The organism is Metabacillus sp. YM-086 (assembly GCF_048059995.1).
GTDB classification, from domain to species: domain Bacteria; phylum Bacillota; class Bacilli; order Bacillales; family Bacillaceae; genus Metabacillus; species Metabacillus litoralis_B.
This window is the reverse complement of sequence record NZ_JBLUOI010000033.1, coordinates 23,661-45,763: the sequence shown is the minus strand read 5'-3', so window position 1 is coordinate 45,763 and position 22,103 is coordinate 23,661. Positions and strand designations below refer to the sequence as shown.

Here is a 22,103-nt window from a genome sequence, read left to right as displayed (position 1 = left end):
TATGAGCTATGAATTACGAGCTGCTGAAGAAGCAAGAATGTGGAAACAGAAGCTATTGAGAAAAGCATCGTTTTGGGAACGTTCATCTAAAAAAGCACAAAACAAAATGAACGGAATGATACCAGAAAAAGTACACCATACTGTTACCGAGAGTATTAAAAAGATGATCGAGGCAACATTACTAGGATCTAATATCACAACATTTCCTAAAAATGTTGAGGACCTAACATTTGAGCAACGAGAAAATTTGGTGAGAAAATCAATTGGAATGTACAAAAAAACAGCTGCAATTGAAGGGGCTTCAACCGGAGCAGGTGGTCTTCTTTTAGGCTTAGCAGATTTTCCGTTATTTCTTAGTATTAAAATGAAGTTCCTTTTTGAAGTTGCAAACCATTATGGATACAGTACGAAGGAATATGAGGAAAGATTATTTTTGCTTTATGTGTTTCAACTAGCCTTCTCTAGTGAAACACATAAAGAAGAAACTCTTACAATCATTGAAAATTGGGAAACAAAAAAACTAGAAATCAAAGACTTAGATTGGCGTATCTTTCAACAAGAATATCGCGACTATATAGACCTTGTAAAACTAATGCAAATCATTCCAGGAATCGGCGCTGTTGTAGGTGGTGTAGCAAATTACCACCTTGTACAACAGCTTGGGGAATGTACGATGAATAGTTATCGGTTGAGGGTGTTTTGAAGTGCCTGTCACTTCCCGAAGTTTGTCGAATGACTTTCATAGCACAGGTCATGAATTGAAACAGTAAAAAGGCAGGGCTAATCATAGTAACAGGTTCTGTTTTGAAGTACAAAATACAAATTAACATTGCTTTTCGTATAGTCATTCGCACTATGATTAAAAAGCATTTTGACAAGTAAATCAGCAAAGAAAAATGCTTGGAGACATATTATATGCTCCAAGCATTTTTTATACCAAGATAAGTACCCGTTTCCAACTCTTCAAGAATCGCAAGGAAATAAGCTACTAATAAGCGGAGAAATTCCCCTTATTGAGGAAATAACATGAAAAATAGATTAAATAGACGGAAAGATTCCGCCTATTTAATCGAAAAAGACGAAAATGGTCCATTTTACATTACTTAACCGGAAAAATTCCGCTTATATCTCCAAATTGATTTCCACTCTTCATTCTAACCGGAAAAACTCCGCTTATTTATAAACTATTGGTTACTCAATTAAGGATAATCTGCTTTATTTATCCGCCTCTCAGACCATCATCCCCCCTCTGGTAGTTAAAATCATTTTTAGCACACCATTTGGAATAGCAATGAGCTTGCGAATTTTATTGCTGACAAATACTTATGTCACCATGTTAAAAGTGGTTCGGAATTCTGGGCCTAGTTACCTTCCATTTAATTAAACCCCATATATATCAATAAAAATAAGCAGTCATATTCAGTAGCGAATGGGACTGCTTATTAGTTTGCTAATTTAGTTTTTGTATTCGGAAACCGAACCCGTTATAATCATAGCTTCTGCCTTTTGTTTATTACTTTCATTGCTTTATGGCTGATGAATGTTTGACGTGATCGATTTGGTATTGAATAGCAGCTTTACATAGTGTTTTAGCAGCAATAAGTAAAGCTTTTTCATCAATATCAAATTTAGGATGGTGATGAGGGTAAGCTTCATCTGCAGTCACGGGCTTTGCTCCAGTGAAGAAAAAAGTCCCTTTCACATTTTGTAGATAATAAGCAAAATCCTCTCCACCCATTTGAAGAGGGCTTTCTTCAACTTCATACACACCAGGTACGCTAGGTGCAATTTGTTTTAAAAACTCTGTTTCGTTCTCATGATTAACAACAGCAGGGTATCCTCTGAAAAATTCATATTCATAATCTGCATCGCTCATGAGACAGGTTCCTTTCACAACCCGTTCAATCTCATGTTCAATTTGTGTACGAACTTCTTCATCAAAGGTCCGTGCTGTGCCAATAAGCATGGCTGAATTTGCAATAATGTTAAAGGCGTTTTCCGCTACAAATGAACCAACCGTTACAACGGCTGATTGAATAGGGTCCACTTTACGACTTACAATCTGTTGTAAACTGGTTACCACTTGAGACCCTATTAATATGGCATCTTTTGTTTTATGAGGTTGTGCACCGTGTCCGCCTTTTCCACGAATAGTAATTTCAAAGCGGTCTGCAGCGGCCATTAATGGACCTACACGATACTGAATTTTACCGACAGGTTCAGTAGCCCATAAATGTGTACCAAAGATTACATCAACATCGTCTAAGCAACCGTCTTGAATCATTGATTTTGCTCCACCTGGTGCGTATTCTTCTGCATGTTGGTGAATAAGAACAATGTTTCCGTTAAGCTGATGTCGATTTTCATGAAGAGTTTTTGCTAACACAAGTAATGTTGCTGTGTGCCCATCATGTCCACATGCGTGCATCACACCAGGAACAGTTGATTTGTATTCAACATCTTTTTCATCGTGAATTGGCAGGGCGTCAAAATCGGCTCTTAGTGCAACAGTAGGACCAGGGAGGTCACCTTTTATTGTTGCAACAACACCGTTACCACCAACATTCCCACGTACGTTAACACCAAGTTTTTTATAATAATTTAAAATATATGCAGCTGTTTTTTCTTCTTTAAAAGAAAGCTCTGGATGCATATGTAAATATCTGCGAATGGTAACCATTTCCGAAAAATAACTGTCTAGAGTAGACCAGAGATGATCAAGCATCGTATTCCCCCTATCATATTGATTTTAAGTATCTACGAGTTTCTACATATAAAAAGCCATGTAAAATCATATGTTTACAATGTGAAATGTATTAAAATAGATTCGTATTAATATTAGATAGATTGTATTGAAAAATTTTGAAAATTTCAAGAAAATAATTTGGAGAGGAGGGATAATAGTGAAAACAAAAAATATAGGTATTTTATTAACGGTGTTATTTATAGGATTAATTGCTTTAGTGATGTTGAATGCTACAAATAAGTTCGAAACGATAATTGGAGAAACGTTATACTCTTTTCATGATCATGCTCTAGCAACAATATTTGAAGCTATAGGAATGCTTGGATCAACTATCGGAATTATTGTGACATTATTCATTTTTATGATCGTATTTGCCATTGTGGAAAAAGGTTTTATAACTTCTTCGCTTCTATTTGTTGCTGTTCTATTTGGAAATTTTTTAAATAAAGCATTAAAGGCTGTTATTGGGAGAGAGCGTCCAACATTTCCCCAACATATTGAAGATGGATATAGCTTTCCTAGTGGTCATGTTATGGTTGGACTTCTTCTGTTCGGAACAATCGCTTATAAACTATTGAAAAAAACAAATGATCAGAAAATGAAACAAATCATTTTAGTTTGTACAAGTTTAATAGTCGTTGTAATTGGGATGAGCCGACTGTTGGAAGGAGAGCATTTTTTAACAGATGTAATTGGCGGAATGATTGCTGGTTCTCTTTTGCTAATTGGGATTATACATTTAGATGTTTATTTACATAAAATAATCAGCCGAAGAAAAGTAAAAAGTGACCTTTCTATTTAAAAGTAAGTTAATAAATAAGAAACCAACTCCTGCGCTTCATTGAGTTGGTTTTTTTATTTATTGAACAGGAGAACCTGGTGGGTAATAATAAGGCGGAATTTTAATCCAACCACGCTTACGCATTAACGTTTTTAATGTTGTTCCAAAAGCTACCCATTCTGTATAGAAGTTTAACCAAAGTAAACCCATATCGTTACGGATAGCATCAGCTTGGCCTTTCGCACATGCTTGCATACACAGGACTAATTTAAATGAAATCCCATTTGAAATCTCATCATCTGTTAGTTTTACACCTAAAGGAACTTCCTTAGGGTTTGACTCTGGTTTCGCAGACGTAACATCTGGTAAAGGCACACCCTCTTTTTTCATAAAGTCACTTAACCTTTTTACCTGAGATTCACACAATTTGACCGCATCAACGAGCATTTCTCTTACCTCATCATCTGAGGTTGTGTTTAATCCAACTTCTTCATATCTTATGAACTCTTCCACCATCGTTACATACTTCCAAAGGTCACCAACCTCAATAACATGGAGAGGAGAGTGCGGTTCATCTACTTTATCTATTGTTGTTTTTAATGTATTCCATACAGCTTCAAATGGATTAGGCAACTTCTTCACCTCCTATTGTTTCTTAGTATGACTTTATTTTTTACAAAAGATGTAAAAGAAATTGATGTTTTAGTAGCTTCTTTTCTACGGTAGTTATTTAAAGGAATAAACTTATTGCATCTAGAATATTAGATAGACAGAACTAAAAACGAGGGGAGAAAGACAATGAAGTATAAAACACTAGGGAAAAGTGGCTTATTAGTTTCAGAGCTATGCTTAGGCGCCATGACATTTGGAAAAGAAGTAACAGAAGCGGATTCTATTCGTATGATTCACAACTTTCTTGATCAGGGTGGTAACTTTGTTGATACAGCAGATGTCTATGTTGGTGGAGAATCAGAAAAAATTGTTGGTAAAGCCATCAAAGATCGCCGTTCCGAGGTTGTTTTAGCTACAAAAGTTAGAATGCGAGTAGGTCCACATCCTAATGACTTTGGATATTCTAGACGTAGAATTCTGGAAGGGGTAGAGCAAAGTTTAAAAAGGTTAGATACGGATTATATTGACCTTTATCAACTTCATGTTTGGGATAATATAACACCTATTGAGGAAACAATAAGAACACTTGATGATCTTATTAGTTCAGGTAAGGTAAGATACATAGGATGTTCAAACTTCCTTGCGTGGCAGATGATGAAAGCTTTGTCATACAGCGATTTTCATAATATGGCTAGGTTCATTTCCATTCAACCTCAGTATAGTTTAATCAACCGAGAAATGGATCGTGAAATTTTACCTCTTTGTAAAGAAGAAAATGTTGGGGTAATTCCGTGGGCACCGATTGGTGGAGGATTTTTAACAGGAAAATATAAACAAGGTGAATCTCCTACAACAGGACGGCTCTCTAAAGGTGTGGGTGAGTCTAGCTGGGAGAACCGAAATAATGAAAAGAACTTTAAGATTTTACAAACAATCGAGGAGATCGCTCAAGCAGTTGATAAAACACCTGCACAGGTTTCTCTAAGGTGGCTTCTACAAAAAGAAGAGATTACATCACCAATCTTTGGTGCCAGCAGCCTGGAGCAATTTAATGAAAATATGGGAAGTGTTGATTGGGAGTTAACAGCTGAACAATGGAATCAACTAGATGAGATAAGTAAGCTTCCTAGTGAATATCCGACAAGATTTCTTGAGAAATTCCAAAGATAATCACAAAAAGATCCTGTTAAACAGTTCTGTTTACAGGATCTTTTTTGTCGTTTACTTTTGAGGTTTGAGTCTACAATAAAAACATAGCTACAATAGTTGTTATGACTAAACCAATTGAGACTGGAAGAAGATTTCGGCGAGCTAATTCAAACGGATCGACTCCACAAATCGCAGCTGCTGGAATAAGTGCCCATGGAATAATCGTTCCGCCTCCAACCCAGATAGCTGTTACTTGACCCAATGCTGTTAATGTGGCAGTACTGACTCCAATTGCTGTTGAAAACAGTTGGGCAATTGATCCAGCGAGAGATATACCCGAAAAGCCTGAACCATCTAGTCCTGTTAATATCCCTACACCTGTTAGTGTGACAGCTCCAACTTCCGGTGTTAAAGGAACAATATGTGCAAGAGCAATACCTAAATCATTTACGATTCCTTCAGAGGTTTCAGGAAGATAATGACCGACAATGTCGTAATATCCCGCATCACCTAAATAAAAAAATGCAGCGATAGGAATGACTGGACCGAACACTTTAAAACCAAATTGAAAGCCCTCAATTAAATAATTTGTTGACTCCTCAAGTCCCTTTTTCTTATGAGCTAAACAGGTTGTGAGAATTAAAATAAGTAAGGCTGTTCCACCAATTAATGCCGTGGCATCTCCACCTTGTAGATTTAATGTAATCATTAAAATAACATCAATTACAAAAATGACTGGAATGATAATAGCAAGCCATTTTTTTGTGGCTGCTGATAACAAGCTGTGGTCTGTGTCTTCAATAGGAGATGATGTTGAAACAGTTGGAAAATCTTTACCTAGTTTTATATCTCTTTTTAAAAGAAAAAAAGCAGAGGTTGTCGTTACAAGTCCCATTGTAATGACAAGGGGAATACTTGCTTCAATCACATCCCCAACTGGAATTCCCGCTGCATCAGCAGTAAGTTTAGGAGCTGCCTGAATAATGAAGTCCCCGGAAAGAGCAATACCATGCCCGAACAAATTAATAGCTATTGCTACACCAAGTGCAGGCAATCCGGCCCGAATGGCAACGGGTAACAATACAGCACCTATTAGTGCAACTGCTGGTGAAGGCCAAAAGAAAAAGGAAATTATCATCATTAAAATTCCAATCGTCCAAAAGGCAGTTGTTGGATTTTTAATGATTTTTGAGAATGGTAAAATCATTACTTCATTTATGCCTGATATGGTCAAAATCTTACTCATTGCGACAATAATTGAAATAACGAGTATTGTTGGTAAAAGCTGTGTAATTGCAAAGGTAAAGCTATTAAAAAGACTTGTTATAGAATCACTAACAGAGAGTGTTGAAAAAGCAGCTAATGAAAGTATTCCTACTATACAAACAATCGTTGTATCACGTCGGAAAAGCATAAAACCGATGATTCCAACTATAAACAGTAGGTAAACCCAGTGAATGAGTGTTATTTCTATCCCATTATGATCACTCCTCAGCAAAAGCCTAAATGGTTTTCTTTACACCTTATGAGGAATGAGGATAAGATGTGAGGAAGGAATGAAGGGAAGAATACTATATGTTATTGATAGTAGATGTAGAAATTTAGCATCATACTGTGTAGAAATAAGGTGTCATTTCCAAGGAAATATTGTCAAAATGACAGAGAAACTGAATAGGTAATAAGACAGGAGGCTGACCTGTTACTATTGGTCAGCCCCCTTGAATAGTTATTCGTCGTTTTTAACAATGGAATAAGTCGTTACATATGACGGGCGAGGGAAAATGGATTGTCGGTCAATACCTTCTTCTGAACCTCTTTTTTTATGTGCGTGCTCGTATGCTTTGGAGTTCTGCCAATCCTTAAAGTGTTTCTCACTTTCCCATAATGTTAAGATAATATAAGTATCACTGCTTTTTGGTCGCAGCACACGAATAGCTGAGAAGCCTGGCTCATTTTCGATCATCCGAGCTCTTTCACTGAACCGTTTTTCGAATAGTGGCCTTCCTTCATCTGATACAGGGATATTGTTCAAAACAGCAAAAGATCCATTTTTGATGTTACCAGTTGAATCTAATACCTCGTATGTTTTTGGTTCCTTAAAAATCGTTTCGCCATTTGATTCGTGAAAAAGCACACCAGTGTCCTGGTTAGCCATGAGTAAAAGGGTTTCGCCAGTATGGCTTTTTTCTAATTTGGCTAAATAATCCACTGTTCCATATGTGATGTATAGCTTCAATTCGTTTCACCTCAAATAATTTATTTGGTTATATTATATCAACTGTTTTTTATATATTTCCATTTTTAGTGTTTTCAACACATATACCTTCCTATTATTAACAATACTAAGCTAAAAGGGGTGATGAAATGAAAAAGAAACTTCTTTTATCAAGCATTGCATTGGTTAGTATCGTAATCTTTGCTTTTTTAGGTTATCTTTTTATTATCTTTATGGGGAATTATGTCATCGATGAAGAAAAATTAGTAATGAATACAGCGTCAAAGCTTGTCGATTTTGAAGGAAAAGAAATTACAAAGCTTTACATAGAAAATAGAGAGCTTGTCGATATTTCTGAAGTTCCTGAATATGTTCAAAAAGCTTTCATTTCAGTTGAGGATCAGAGGTTTTATGAGCATCATGGAATTGATGCTAGAGCAATAACACGTGCCCTCTATAAAGATATTTTGGCTGGGGGAAAAGTAGAAGGCGGTAGTACAATTACTCAACAGCTAGCCAAAAATATTTTTTTAACAAATGACAAAACACTCCTAAGAAAAACAAAGGAAGCGATCATTGCAGTTAACTTAGAAAAACGGTATAGCAAAGCCAAATTACTAGAAATGTATTTAAATCAAGTATATTTTGGACATGGAGCATACGGGATAAAGGCTGCAGCAAAGCTTTATTTTGATAAAGATGTTTCGGAATTGAGCCTTGAAGAAGGGGCGTTGCTCGCAGGAATTCCAAAAGCTCCCTCAACATACTCACCGATTGCAAATCCAGAAAAAAGTAAGCAAAGGCGGAATGTTATTTTAAGTTTAATGGGAGATCAACACTACATCACATATGATGAAGTTGTTAGTACACAAGGGAAAACAGTTAAGCTTAATGTGAATAAAAAACAAGAAAGTCCATGGCTTACTACTTACATTGATATGGTTTTTGATGAAGCAAGAGAAACGTATGCCATATCGAATGAAGAATTATTAAGAGGTGGATATACCATCAAAGTTCCACTACAACTTAGCTTGCAAAAATCTGCGTATGATTTATTTCAGAAAAAGGAATATTTTCCTGGAACAGATGATTTTGCACAAGGAGCTTTTATTTTACTCGATAACAAAACAGGTGGAGTGATAGCAGCAATAGGTGGCCGTGATTATGTACCAAAAGGATTAAATCGACTTAATGCGAAACGACAGCCTGGATCAACCTTTAAACCAGTTGCTGTTTATGCCCCGTCAATAGAAACAAAATTATTTAAACCATACTCGTTGCTAAAAGATGAGCAGTTAACATATGGTGATTATTCCCCTAAAAACTATGATAATCAGTATGCAGGAGAGGTATCTATGTTTGATGCCCTTATTTCATCAAAAAATGCTGCTGCTGTTTGGACGTTATCAGAATTAGGGATAAAAACTAGTAAAGAATACTTAAAGTCTCTCGGAATGGGGATTAAGGATGATGGTCTTGCAATTGCCCTTGGTGGACTGTCTGAAGGGGTAACACCTATTCAAATGGCAAATGCATATCGGACCTTTGCTACAAATGGAAGCTACAGTGAACATCACTTTATACAAGAAATAAAAAATAGAGATGGCAAGGTGATAGCAGAGCATCATTCAAAAACGAAAGATGTGTTTTCACCTCAAACAGCTTGGGATATGACACGTATGCTGCAGCATGTAGTTACAGAAGGAACAGCACAAAATGGTCATTTTAAAGGAGAGTTAGCAGGTAAAACGGGAACCACTTCATATCCTAATGTCCCTGGAGCCTCAAAGGATGCCTGGTTTGTAGGATACACGGAAAATGTAGTTGGAGCTCTTTGGATGGGCTATGATCAAACAGATAAAGAACATTATTTAACACATGGAAGCTCTTATCCGACGAAGCTTTTTAAAGACATTTTAAATGATGCTAAATGGGATCAAGATGTAGCCTTTGCTATGCCTGAAGGTGTACAGGATCTAGAAAGCCCTATAAGAATAAAAGAGATCGACCAAGTTGAAGCGAGATATACGTTTAAACCGCTTGGGTTAATTACATTAACACTTGAATGGGAACCTTTAAAAGACGAACGGGTGGAATACCGCATCTATGAGCATTCAGAAGGAAACTCAACAGAGTTAATAGGCACGGTGAAGGGAACTGGAGTCTATGAGATTCCATTTGCTAATGTGTTTTCAGGTACCTCTTATTCTGTTGCTCCTTATAACACGCAAACGAATGAGGAAGGAATTCAAACGAAATCACGGAAACCTACTTTATTTAGTTCAAATCATTGATTTGAAAGGAAAGCTAGGATGTTTTCGTCTTTTTTTTGACATTTGCATATCTAAGCTATACAACAGGAAATGAAACCGTTATAGTTGAAAGGGCAGAGAGTTTAATATAGAATAAATATTACTTTATAATTAATATTATTTAATAAAGGGGTTAGCCCCTTCTACATAGAAAGGTGGACTTTTTTGGATGGCTGAAAAAAAGATCAATGATACGTTTTTAAAAGCGTGTCGTGGAGAAAAAACGGACTATGTTCCAGTTTGGTATATGAGGCAGGCAGGGAGATCACAACCTGAATACCGGGCAATTAAGGAAAAATACAGCCTGTTTGAGATTACGCATCAACCCGAACTTTGTGCATACGTAACGAGATTACCGGTAGAACAGTACGATGTTGATGCTGCCATTCTATATAAAGACATCATGACTCCACTTCCAGCTATAGGGGTAAATGTTGAAATTAAATCAGGAATTGGTCCTGTTATTGATGACCCGATCCGATCAATGAGAGATATCGAGAAATTGGGAGAAATAGACCCGGAAAGTGATGTTCCTTATGTATTGGATACAATCAAATTGCTTACTGAAGAGCAATTATCTGTTCCGCTTATTGGATTTACCGGAGCTCCTTTCACACTTGCTAGTTATATGATCGAAGGAGGCCCCTCACGAAATTACAATAAAACAAAAGCATTTATGTACTCAGAGCCGCATGCATGGTTCGCATTGATGGATAAGCTGGCTGAAATGAGTATTACATATGTGAAAGCACAAATTCGCGCGGGTGCTAAAGCCATTCAAGTTTTTGATTCATGGGTAGGAGCTTTAAATGTTGCAGATTATCGTACATTTATTAAGCCTACGATGGAGAGAATTTTCAGTGAGCTTAAAGAAGAAAACGTACCTCTTATCATGTTCGGTGTTGGAGCTAGCCACCTAGCTAAAGAATGGCATGATCTGTCACTTGATGTAGTTGGCCTTGACTGGAGATTACCTGTTTCTGAGGCACGTTCCATGGGATTGACAAAAACGCTGCAAGGGAACCTTGATCCAGCAATCTTACTTTCTCCGTGGGAAGTGATTGAAGAAAGAGCAAAAGCTATATTAGATCAGGGAATGCAGCAGGACGGATATATTTTCAATCTAGGACATGGTGTTTTTCCACAGGTAAATCCAGAGTCACTAAAAAAATTAACTTCTTTTGTGCATGATTATTCCAAAAAGGCAAAGGTAAGCAACTAAGGCATAATAAAAGATAGTACTTTATTGAGGTGAAAAATATGAGTAAGAAAAAAATGGGATTACTAGTAATGGCGTATGGTACGCCTTATAAAGAGGAAGACATTGAGCGCTACTATACTCATATCCGTCATGGTCGTAAACCAGCTCCTGAGATGCTACAGGATTTAAAGGATCGTTATGAAGCAATCGGTGGAATTTCTCCATTAGCTAAAATTACATTAGAGCAAGCAGAAAAGCTTGAACAACATCTAAATAGCATACAAGATGAAATAGAATTTAAAATGTACCTTGGCTTAAAACATATCGAGCCATTCGTTGAGGACGCTGTAAAACAGATGCATGAGGATGGAATCACAGAAGCTGTGAGTATTGTATTAGCACCTCACTTCTCAACATTTAGTGTAAAGTCCTACAATGGACGAGCGAAGGAAGAGGCTGAAAAGCTTGGTGGATTAACCATTACATCAGTCGAAAGCTGGTATAAAGAGCCTAAATTTATCAGCTATTGGGTAGATCAACTCAAGGAAACATACAGCAGCATGACTGAAGAAGAAAGAAACTCTTCTGTTCTTGTCGTTTCTGCACACAGTCTTCCAGAAAAGATTATTGCAAATGGAGATCCATATCCACAGCAGCTTCAAGAAACAGCTGATTTAATTGCGGAAGCTGCTGGTATTAAGAAATATGTAACAGGCTGGCAAAGTGCTGGTAACACTCCAGAGCCTTGGTTAGGGCCAGATGTTCAAGATCTTACTAGAGATTTATACGAAGAAGGCTACAGAACGTTTGTTTATGTACCAGTAGGGTTTGTAGCTGACCATCTCGAAGTTCTTTATGATAATGACTATGAATGTAAGGTCATTACAGATGAACTCGGTGCAGGTTACTACCGCCCTGAAATGCCAAACGCAAAACCAGAATTTATTGACTGTTTATCAACAGTTGTACTAAAGCATTTGGAAAAATAAAATATAATTACTAGGAGCAGTGGGTTAATTATTTTACCCACTGCTTTATAATTTTCTTAAAAATTAATTTTGTTTTTAAATGAAAAAATTATGATAAATAATCCCTCGGACTTTACATTTATCATTGCCAATCAGATAACCTCATGGTATGACTATATGTAAGTGTTTTCATTAGGAGGTGAAGGTAATGATATGAAAGAAAGATATTGGCCTCTATTACTACTCTCCCTATCATTAATATTTATCATCCTGCTAAGTCAATTTATTATTACAGCCAATGGACTTAACGCTTCTGTTCAAAAAATAAAAGAAAATAATCGAAAAAGTCTAGAGAGTAAAGTTCATCTTGTTTTAATTGCTCAGGAATATAATAACCCTTATTGGAAAGCCATTAAAGAGGGAGCCTTGGAAGCTGGGAAAGATCTTAATATACAAGTCGAATATATCGGTCCTTTACAAAGTAATATGGAGGAACAATTAAAGCTATTAGAAAAATCAATTGCTTCAAATGTAGATGGAATAATTGTACAAAGCTTGAATAATGAAAAATTCACACCGTTAATTAACAAAGCAATGGCAAAAGGTATTCCTGTAATAACAATTGATACAGATGCACCCTCTAGTAATCGATTATCGTACGTAGGTACTGATAACTATTTTGCAGGTCAACAACTTGGTAATAAAGTTTTAAAGGAAACGCGAGGAAGAGGAAAAATTGGTATCATTATAGGTGATATTACGGCTGAAAATCAAAAGTTACGACTAAATGGTTTTAAATCTGTTATAGAAAAATGGGATAATATGGAGGTGATTGAGGTTTTACCTTCAAATATATCAAGAATAAAGGCGGGGCAACAGGCTGAAAAAATATTGAGAAACCATCCTGAAGTATCAATATTAGTGGGGACAAGTGTTTTTGATGCAGTGGGTATTCTACAAGCAACAGAAAACCTCAATAGAGAAGATGTACAAATATTTGGGTTTGATGATATAGATGACACACTTCACGCTATTAAAGAGAGAATGATTGTTGCAACGGTTGTCCAAAAACCTTACCAAATTGGTTACAAATCAGTTTCCTTAATGGATGATCACTTTAAGGGAATCTCCATCCCAACCAAGGCGTATACAGAAATAACAATAATTGATTCTGCTGACTTAAATATGGAGTGAGAGCATTGAATATTAGGACAAAATTATTTGTTTTCATCCCGATACTTGTTGTTTTGTTAAATATTGTATCTTTTGTTATTTTTCAAAGCGGAAAAATGGTACAAGATAGTTACCACATTATGATGGAACGTGTTTTGCTATATAAACAGATATCCACTGAAACACAAGATAACATACTTTTGCTAAATACTTATATATTAAATCAAGATAATAAAAGCTATGGCAATTATATTCTTCATAAAGAAAGACTAGAAAAACTATGGAATCAACTTGGTAAAGACCATGCTAGTAATGTTGATGGGATACAGAGAGAAAATTATTATCAAATGATTAGATCATTTCTTGAATCGGAGACAGCAGTAATTGACCACCTTAAAAGAGATGATTTTGATTCATATTTATTAAAATACGAAGAAGCTGAGAAGATTGCTGGTTTTATTCGAGAAGAAGGTCAACAAATGGTAGATAGAGAATTAAGTTACTATCAGCCAATATACCATAAAATTATTAATTACTCACAAGATATTAACCAGCTTGGTATTGCTTTATTTTTTATTACTACTTTATTGAGCTTTGTTTTTGCGGTGTGGTTATCACGGAGTATTTCAGTTCCAATTGATAGATTAGTAGAAAAAGCTAAACAAATTTCAAAAGGAAATTTGGATATTGAAACAATTGACTTAACTAAGACCAAAGATGAAATTGGTATATTAGGTCAAGCATTTCATCAAATGTTAAAGGATTTAAAGCATTATATTTCTCAGCATATACAAGTAATTGAAAGTAATCGACTTGTTAAGGAGTTAGAGTTGAGAGCCCTTCAAAGTCAGATAAATCCTCATTTTTTATTTAATACATTAAATATTATTTCGAAGTTAGCTTTTATTGAAGGAGCTGAGAGAACGAGTGATTTGACGGTATCAGCTTCTAACCTTATTCGTTATAATCTACGCAAATTAGATAAGCCTGTTACACTGAAAGACGAATTAGATCATATTAAAGAATACTTAACCATTCAAAAGGCTCGCTTCCAAGATCGGGTATCATTTGAGTATGATATTGATGAAAGCGTTTTAAATCAAATGATCCCATCTCTTACTCTTCAACCTATTTTAGAAAATGCGTTTGTTCATGGAATTGAAGAAAAGGAAACAGGTGGGAGAATTAAGATAACTGTGAAGGGAATTTCATCAGGTGTATTTATAGAACTAAGTGATAATGGAAATGGAATGGATGAAAAAATAAGACAAAAGTTATTAAACTATATGAACGAAGATGAACCTTCCACCTTATCAACTACTACAAAGTCAACTGGTCTTGGTACAATAAATGTTTTTAAAAGACTATCTTTATTTTATGGAGATGAATTGGAAATAAATATAAAAAGTTATAAAGATGTTGGAACTTCAGTGATTTTTAGGTTACCTAAGCTCTCATAGTGTCTAGTACAGGGAAAATAGAATGAGGGGGTCTATTATTAAATGTATCGTATATTAATAGCTGATGATGAGGCGTTAGAACGACAAGGATTAGAACTCATGATCTCTAGAGCTATGCCTGGAAAGTTTGTTTTTTTTCATGCTGAAAATGGAAGAGTTGCTATAGAAAAATCAGAACAAGAGAAACCAGATATTATTTTTATGGATATTAAAATGCCAGGGATTCAAGGAATTGATGCATTAAAAGAAATTGCTCAGATATTACCTCATGCCAAAACAGTGCTTGTTACAGCCTATGACCATTTTGGCTATGCCAAGGAAGCTTTATCACTAGGTGTAAGTGACTACTTATTAAAACCAAAGAAAAAACAAGAAGTTCTTGATGTTGTGAATAAGTTGATAGAAAAAATGGAATTGGAAAAAAAACTAAGAAATAAGGAATTAACACAAAGGGAAACTATTTCTCAGTTACAACCGTTAGTTGAAAGCGAAATATGTTTAATGATCATGATGAAACTGGTGATAGAACCTGATTTCAATGAATTAAATGAATTACTAAAAACACGTATTGAAACTGGTTATGCCTTAGTTATATCGCTACAGCTTTCGAAAAAGGATGAACATGAGCTAGAAAAGCAAACGATATATGCCGGTATAAAGAGCTTCATTAAACTTAGTGAAATTGATTGTTTAGTAAGTCCTTTAATTGGAAATCGTATAACCCTTTTTAATACGATTTTAAATGAAGATTCGGTTAAACAATCACTAAGGGAGGAATCTATAACTTTTGCTAAGAAGATTTATAAATTTATCGATGAAAGTTATGGAATAAAAGCTATAATTGGGATAGGTACAAAGAGGAAAGGGCTAGAAGGTCTTCGATATTCATATTACGAGGCAACCACTGTCGTAAGCAGTCCTTATCATGAACAATCAATCTATCATTACTCACAATATAATAAGGATAAACAAAAGGAATATCATTTAAATATAGAGACTGAGCTTTTGGCGGAAATTAACAAATTCAATCTTCATCAAGCTATTATAGTTTTTGATCAAGCATTTGACTTATTGGTTGAGTCAACCGATGGGGATTTTAACCAATGTAGAAATGAAGTGATGGCATTGTTTATATCGTTAAACAAACATTTTTTACGCCAAGGAGTGAAAGTAGCGGATATTGGAAACATAAGTGATACGACTCAATTAGAACAACTTAAACATGTTGCGGAAATATGGTTGCATCTACTTATAGAAGCCGTACAAAAGGAAAAAGAAAATAGGACAGAATCCTTGATTGATCAGGCTAAGCGATTTATTAATGAAAACTATCATAAAGAAATAACAATGGAGTATGTCTCTGAACTTATTAACCTAAGTCCTTTTTACTTCAGCAAAATCTTTAAGAAATATGAGGGTATTACGTTTATTGATTATTTAACAAACGTAAGAATTGAAAAATCTAAAGAATTATTACTAGATCATCATCTCAGTTTTAAGGAGATATGCTTTTTAGTTGGTTATAACGATCCTAATTATTTTAGTCGTGTTTTTAAGAAAGTAACAGAATTTTCACCAACAGAATACCGGCAGAACCTTTTAAATTCTAATCTTCTAGATTAGGATTTTTTTGTGGTGAAAAAACAAAAATGTGCTAAAAGAGGCAGGATTTTTGGTAAGTGGTTTCACAAAACGTAAAAAAGTGAAGATAAAGTACAAATGAGTATAGGTGATTATAACTCTCAATTAATTCTGTACATGATACTATTTTAGTTGTAAGCGATACCAAAAACAGGGGGAACTAAAATGACAGGTTTGTTTAAAAAATTAAAGATAGGTGCTGTAAGTGTTTTATTCGCCTCTACTTTAGCGGGATGTGGGATTGTTTCATCTGGTGACGAAGCTTCAAGTGAAGAACCAAAAAAAGAAGATGATAAACTCGTAATTGGTCTATCTATGGACACATTAAAGGAAGAACGTTGGCAAAAAGATAGAGACTTATTTGAAGCAAAGGTAAAAGAGCTTGGGGCAGAAGTGAAAACTCTATCTGCAAATGGTGACGACGCGCTTCAATTAAGCCAATCTGAGCAACTTATTTCTGAAGGTGTGGACGTACTGGTTGTTATTCCTCATAACGCTGAAGCTTCGTCTGCAATAGTTAATAAAGCTCATGATGAGGGTGTAAAGGTAATCTCATATGACCGCTTAATTAAGAATTCAGAAGTGGATTACTATTTATCATTTGATAATGTTCGTGTAGGAGAAATGCAAGCTCAAGCTATTACAGAACAAGTTTCTTCAGGGGATTTTGTCTATATTGGTGGAGCTGACACGGATAATAACGCCCATATGTTTAAAGAAGGTGCAATGAATATCTTGCAACCACTTATTGATAGCGGTGACATTAACCTAGTGTATGATCAATTCTCTAAAGATTGGAAACCTGAAGAAGCTCTAAAAAATATGGAAAATGCACTAACCGCTAATGATAACAATATTCAAGCAGTTGTTGCAGCAAACGACGGTACTGCAGGTGGAGTTGTTCAAGCTTTAAATGCACAAGGACTAGCAGGTAAGATTCCTGTTTCAGGTCAAGATGCTGATATTGCTGCTTTACAAAGAATTGTTGAGGGAACTCAAACAATGACAGTATATAAGCCAATACATTTAATTGCTACACAGGCAGCTGAAATGGCCGTTAAAGTAGCAAAGGGTGAAGAAATAACAACTGACACCACTGTAAATAATGGCCAAAGTGATGTTCCTTCTGTGTTATTAGATCCAATTGCAGTAACGAAGGACAATATTGTGGACACTGTTGTAAAAGATAAGTTCCAAAAGCTAGAGGAGATTTATAAAAATATACCTAAAGATCAGTGGCCGAAAGTTAATTAATCTAAGGAATAGTTTGAAAAATGAGTATAGGACCTATCGTCCTATACTCTATTTTTAGAGTGGGAGTGATCTTTAATGAACTATATTTTAGAGATGGATCAAATTACAAAAGAATTTCCCGGCGTAAAAGCATTAGATCAAGTGAGTTTTAAAGTAAAACAGGGAGAGATCCATGCACTCTGTGGGGAGAATGGTGCTGGAAAGTCAACATTAATGAAGGTACTAAGTGGCTTATACCCCGCAGGAACGTATGAAGGTAATATTATTGTTGATGGAAAAAAAGCAGAGTTTCGTAGAATAAGAGATGCAGAAGATGCTGGTATCACGATTATTCACCAAGAGTTAGCATTAGTAAAAGATATGACGGTTGGTGAAAATATTTTTCTAGGTCGTGAACCTAAGAAATGGGGAACTATTCAATGGGATTCTCTCTATTATGAAGCTGCTAAATGGTTGGAAATGGTAGGGTTACATTTAAAACCTGACACAGTAACGAGCACTCTTGGAATTGGTCAGCAACAGCTTGTTGAAATTGCAAAAGCTCTATCGAAAAATACAAAAATTCTAATTTTAGACGAACCAACTGCAGCACTCACGGAGAGTGAAGTAGACATATTAATGGGGATTTTATGTGAATTACGTAACAAAGGAGTAAGTTGTATTTATATTTCTCACAAAATGCCAGAGGTTTTTCATCTAGCTGACAGTATTACTGTTTTACGAGATGGTCAATCAATTAAGACTCTAGATAAAAATGAAGTAGTTGAAGATGACGTTATTGCTTTAATGGTTGGAAGAGAATTAACAGAACGATATCCAAGAGTGGAGCATCATCCAAAAGAAACTGTTCTAGAAGTAAGAAATTACTCTGTGTGGAACAAAGATAGTCCTGACCAAAAGAAAATTGATAATGTTAGTTTTTCATTGCGGAGGGGAGAAATACTTGGAATTGCTGGATTAATGGGAGCGGGTCGTTCGGAGCTTGTAATGAGCTTATTTGGTGCTTACGAAGGCAAAAGTGAAGGTACAGTTAAAATTGAAGGGAAAGCTACTCAAATTAAATCAATTAGTCAAGCAATTAAAGAAGGACTAGCGTTAGTTACTGAAGATAGAAAACGTTTAGGGTTAGTGCTTGATATGGATGTTAAAAAAAATACAACACTACCTAATTTAAATAAAATAAGCCGTTTAGGGACAATTAATGAAAATGAAGAGATAAAAGTGAGTAACAAATTTGTAAAAGAGCTTAGAACAAAAACAGCTAATTTGGAAACAGCAGTAGGGACACTTTCGGGAGGTAATCAACAGAAGGTTGTCTTAGCCAAGTGGCTGATGTCAAACCCAAAGGTTCTAATTCTTGATGAACCTACACGTGGAATTGATGTAGGCGCAAAATATGAAATCTATAACCTTATGAATCAATTAGTTGAAAATGGTGTGGCTATTATCATGATTTCGTCCGAGTTACCGGAAGTACTGGGAATGAGTGACAGAATATTAGTGATGCATGAGGGATCTTTCGCAAAGGAATTTTCTTATCATGAAGCAACCCAAGAAAACATTATGGTCGCAGCGACAGGAGGGAAATAACATGTCAGCAAATTTACAGAGAGAAGAAAGTAAAATACAAAAACAACATTCCATTAAAGCCCTTATCGGAACAATGGATGTTCGGGCATACACGATGATCGGAGCAGTTGTATTAATTTGGTTATTTTTTGGAGTCTTAAATGAGACCTTTTTTACAGCTAGAAACCTTTCCAACTTGTTTACACAAATGTCAGTAACAGCTATCTTAGCAATTGGAATGGTTCTTGTTATTGTCGCCGGGCATATTGACTTGTCTGTAGGGTCCATTGTTGGCCTAACTGGTGGGATTGCCGCAATTCTAAGTAACTGGATGGGACTTCCGGTTGGAGTAGTGTTAATAGGAACTCTAGCTGCTGGAGCTTTGCTAGGGCTCTTACAAGGATGGTTGATTGCGTATCGTGCCATACCAGCTTTTATTGTTACACTAGGTGGCATGATGGTATTTAGGGGTATTTTATTAGGAGTAACAAACTCGACAACCATTTCGGTTTCAGATAAAGTATTTGTTGCTTTAGGTAATGCTTATTTTTCAAGAGCGTTTGGAATTATCCTAGCTACTGCAGTTATTGCCTTTATCGCGGTATCTGTTATTAAAAAGAGAAAATCAAGAAAAGCATACGGTTTTGAGGTAGCACCTTTAGGAATAGATGTAACAAAGTTAGTGATTTATGGCGGTGTTACTCTTGCCTTCGTTTTAGCTATGAACAGCTATAAAGGGATACCATTTCCTATTATTTTCGTAATGATTTTAGCGTTAATTTTTGCTTACCTCTCTAACAAAACCACGTTTGGCCGCCATGTTTATGCGATTGGTGGTAATTCAGATGCTGCAAAGTTATCGGGGATAAATATCAAAAGTAAAACAATGATGTTATTTGTCTTTTCAGGACTATTGTCGGCCATTGCAGCAGTAGTTTTAACAGCACGTTTAACATCTGCGACTATCTCTGCTGGAGAAATGTATGAACTAGATGCCATAGCTGCATGTGTTATAGGTGGAACTTCGTTAATGGGCGGAGTAGGAACGATCTTTGGTGCAATTATTGGTGCACTTGTTATGACTTCATTGGATAATGGTATGTCATTAATGGGGATGGAGTCTTTCTGGCAATACATTGTAAAAGGAAGTATTTTAATTTTAGCAGTTTGGCTAGACATATCTAATAAGAAAAACAAAACAACAAAATCGTGAGCTACCATTAGATTGGTGGCTTTTTCTGTGTTCATAAGATAACTAGGGAGTCAGTAGAATTATACTCCCACTTAAATGTGGAATAGATTTGCTATGTTTCTACGACAAGTTCATAATTAACATATCCTTCTAAATTTTATAAGGTGTAGATAAAATATGATTAAAATAAGAGAAAGGACGTAACCCTAGAATGGATCATTATCTCGAACAGTTAAAAGATGAATGGCTTATTGAAGTAACTATAGAGGAAATTCAAGAACAATTGGAAAGCAATAAAATTACATCAAGACAACTTGTTTTGATGTATTTATCAAGAATCGCAAAGGTCGATCAAGGTGGACCTAAGATAAATTCTATAATTGAAGTGAATCCCGAAGCATTACATATGGCCGACTCATTAGATTATGAACGCAAAACTAAAGGAAGTCGCGGACCATTACACGGGATTCCTGTTGTCATTAAAGATAATATCGATACAGCTGATAAAATGCATACAAGTGCAGGATCTCTTGTGCTGGCGGAATCTTATGCAAAAGAAGATGCAACACTTGTTAAACAGCTACGTGAAGCTGGGGCTATCATTCTGGGAAAAACCAATTTAACAGAATGGGCTAATTTTATCGCTGAGGATATGCCAACAGGGTATAGCTCTAGAGGCGGCCAGGTATTAAATCCTTACGGAACGGACTTTATTGTAGGAGGATCAAGTGCAGGGTCAGGAGCGGCAATTGCTGCAAATCTAGCGGTAGTAGCAGTTGGAACAGAAACATCAGGCTCTATTTTAAGTCCTGCCAGTCAAAATTCACTTGTTGGGATCAAGCCGACTGTTGGTCTTATTAGCAGAAAAGGAATTATTCCAATTTCACATACCCAAGATACGGCAGGTCCAATGGCGAGATCTGTTAAGGATGCTGCGATATTGTTAAATGTACTAACAGGAAAAGACTCGCAAGACCCTATCACTTTAACGAATGATCTTGCCGATTTAGATTTCACCAACCATCTTATAAAAGAGGGGTTAAAGGGGAAGAAAATTGGGATTGCCCGAGAAACATATTTTGATGAGTTAAATGAATCACACTTAACAGTTATGAACAACGCGATTAATAAGTTGAAGGAGCTTGGTGCGGAAGTCGTTGATCCAATTACCATCCCATCAACAAATGAAGAATGGGATATAAATGTCCTTTTATATGAATTTAAAACCGATCTTAATGCTTACCTAAAAACAATTGACTCTAGTATCGGAGTACGAACTCTAGCTGATGTGATTAAAGCAAATGAACAAATTGGTGAGAAGGCATTAAAGTTTGGTCAAAAACTATTCCTTGATGCAAATGCAACAAGTGGCAATCTAATTGAACCAGAATATCTAGAAAGCTTAGAAAAAGATGATACTTTATCCAAAACAAAGGGAATTGATCATGTCATGCAGGAGCAAGGATTAGATGCGATTGTTTTCCCGAACAACTTTGGGGCAATGATTCCAGCGAAGGCAGGATATCCATCCATTACTGTACCAGCTGGTTACACAAATGAAGGTGAACCTGTAGGAATTACCTTTACAGCCAAAGCGTATATGGAACCAACTTTATTGGAAATTGCTTATTCATATGAGCAAGCAACAAAACACCGAGTTGCTCCATTTCAAGCGAAATAATACTGGTCGGCTCATTCGTTCAGTTTCGGTTTCGGAGTACAAAATTAGAAATAACCGTACAATTCGAACGGTAATTTGCCTTTAAATGAAACAGATAATTTGATTAGAGAAAATGCTTGGAACATTGTGTCTCCAAGCATTTTTTACAT

17 protein-coding genes are annotated in these 22,103 nt (G+C 35.8%); 13 read left to right on the top strand and 4 right to left on the bottom strand.

The window, feature by feature from the left end; translation table 11 throughout:
- Position 1 precedes the first annotated feature (1 nt).
- Entirely contained in the window at positions 2–703 is a 702-nt protein-coding gene (locus ACEWK1_RS15070) for an EcsC family protein (RefSeq protein ID WP_416636456.1), read from the top strand.
- A gap of 816 nt (positions 704–1,519) precedes the next feature.
- Here ACEWK1_RS15070 and ACEWK1_RS15065 read toward each other — a convergent pair.
- On the bottom strand, positions 1,520–2,725 hold the full coding sequence (locus tag ACEWK1_RS15065; protein WP_251396564.1) for a M20 family metallopeptidase: 1,206 nt from the start codon (positions 2,723–2,725) through the stop codon (positions 1,520–1,522).
- A 178-nt stretch (positions 2,726–2,903) separates the two neighbouring features.
- Here ACEWK1_RS15065 and ACEWK1_RS15060 point away from each other — a divergent pair, with 178 nt between their 5' ends.
- Positions 2,904–3,548, top strand: a complete 645-nt coding sequence (locus ACEWK1_RS15060) for a phosphatase PAP2 family protein (protein ID WP_251396562.1) — start codon at positions 2,904–2,906, stop codon at positions 3,546–3,548.
- Positions 3,549–3,605: 57 nt separating this feature from the next.
- Here the strand turns inward: ACEWK1_RS15060 and ACEWK1_RS15055 are convergent, their stop codons facing one another.
- The gene (locus tag ACEWK1_RS15055) at positions 3,606–4,169 is read right to left on the bottom strand and encodes a DUF3231 family protein (protein ID WP_416636455.1); all 564 of its coding nucleotides are present in this window, start codon (positions 4,167–4,169) and stop codon (positions 3,606–3,608) included.
- Positions 4,170–4,325: 156 nt separating this feature from the next.
- On the opposite strand from ACEWK1_RS15055, the gene ACEWK1_RS15050 reads away from it, so the two are divergent.
- Entirely contained in the window at positions 4,326–5,309 is a 984-nt protein-coding gene (locus ACEWK1_RS15050; protein ID WP_416636454.1) for an aldo/keto reductase, read from the top strand.
- Between the two features lie 70 nt (positions 5,310–5,379).
- On the opposite strand, the gene ACEWK1_RS15045 is transcribed toward ACEWK1_RS15050, so the two are convergent.
- Both ACEWK1_RS15045 and ACEWK1_RS15040 read right to left on the bottom strand, forming a co-directional pair.
- On the bottom strand, positions 5,380–6,783 hold the full coding sequence (locus ACEWK1_RS15045) for a hypothetical protein (protein WP_416636461.1): 1,404 nt from the start codon (positions 6,781–6,783) through the stop codon (positions 5,380–5,382).
- A 231-nt stretch (positions 6,784–7,014) separates the two neighbouring features.
- Positions 7,015–7,524, bottom strand: a complete 510-nt coding sequence (locus ACEWK1_RS15040) for an antibiotic biosynthesis monooxygenase family protein (RefSeq protein WP_212136076.1) — start codon at positions 7,522–7,524, stop codon at positions 7,015–7,017.
- Positions 7,525–7,652: 128 nt separating this feature from the next.
- Here ACEWK1_RS15040 and ACEWK1_RS15035 point away from each other — a divergent pair, with 128 nt between their 5' ends.
- The 10 genes from ACEWK1_RS15035 to ACEWK1_RS14990 all read left to right on the top strand — a co-directional run bounded on the left by ACEWK1_RS15035 (position 7,653) and on the right by ACEWK1_RS14990 (position 21,954).
- Entirely contained in the window at positions 7,653–9,797 is a 2,145-nt protein-coding gene (locus ACEWK1_RS15035; RefSeq protein ID WP_416636453.1) for a transglycosylase domain-containing protein, read from the top strand.
- 187 nt (positions 9,798–9,984) lie between these two features.
- Positions 9,985–11,037: a uroporphyrinogen decarboxylase gene (gene hemE / locus ACEWK1_RS15030; protein ID WP_416636452.1), complete on the top strand. Its 1,053-nt coding sequence runs from the start codon at positions 9,985–9,987 to the stop codon at positions 11,035–11,037.
- Positions 11,038–11,075: 38 nt separating this feature from the next.
- A complete protein-coding gene (gene hemH, locus ACEWK1_RS15025; protein ID WP_416636451.1) occupies positions 11,076–12,005 on the top strand; it encodes a ferrochelatase in 930 nt (309 codons plus the stop codon).
- A gap of 192 nt (positions 12,006–12,197) precedes the next feature.
- Positions 12,198–13,178, top strand: a complete 981-nt coding sequence (locus ACEWK1_RS15020; RefSeq protein ID WP_212136079.1) for a sugar-binding protein — start codon at positions 12,198–12,200, stop codon at positions 13,176–13,178.
- The gene (locus ACEWK1_RS15015) at positions 13,175–14,617 is read left to right on the top strand and encodes a sensor histidine kinase (RefSeq protein ID WP_416636450.1); all 1,443 of its coding nucleotides are present in this window, start codon (positions 13,175–13,177) and stop codon (positions 14,615–14,617) included. The genes ACEWK1_RS15020 and ACEWK1_RS15015 overlap by 4 nt, the downstream gene beginning before the upstream one ends.
- A 42-nt stretch (positions 14,618–14,659) precedes the next feature.
- Positions 14,660–16,240, top strand: coding sequence for a response regulator transcription factor (locus tag ACEWK1_RS15010; protein ID WP_212136081.1), 1,581 nt, complete (start codon positions 14,660–14,662; stop codon positions 16,238–16,240).
- Positions 16,241–16,423: 183 nt separating this feature from the next.
- Positions 16,424–17,512: a D-xylose ABC transporter substrate-binding protein gene (xylF, locus tag ACEWK1_RS15005; RefSeq protein WP_212136082.1), complete on the top strand. Its 1,089-nt coding sequence runs from the start codon at positions 16,424–16,426 to the stop codon at positions 17,510–17,512.
- A gap of 75 nt (positions 17,513–17,587) precedes the next feature.
- Positions 17,588–19,102: a xylose ABC transporter ATP-binding protein gene (locus ACEWK1_RS15000; protein ID WP_212136083.1), complete on the top strand. Its 1,515-nt coding sequence runs from the start codon at positions 17,588–17,590 to the stop codon at positions 19,100–19,102.
- A gap of 73 nt (positions 19,103–19,175) precedes the next feature.
- Complete coding sequence (locus ACEWK1_RS14995; protein ID WP_396653827.1) at positions 19,176–20,294, top strand: sugar ABC transporter permease; 1,119 nt, start codon at positions 19,176–19,178, stop codon at positions 20,292–20,294.
- A 190-nt stretch (positions 20,295–20,484) separates the two neighbouring features.
- On the top strand, positions 20,485–21,954 hold the full coding sequence (locus tag ACEWK1_RS14990; RefSeq protein WP_212136085.1) for an amidase: 1,470 nt from the start codon (positions 20,485–20,487) through the stop codon (positions 21,952–21,954).
- The last annotated feature ends 149 nt before the right edge of the window (positions 21,955–22,103 follow it).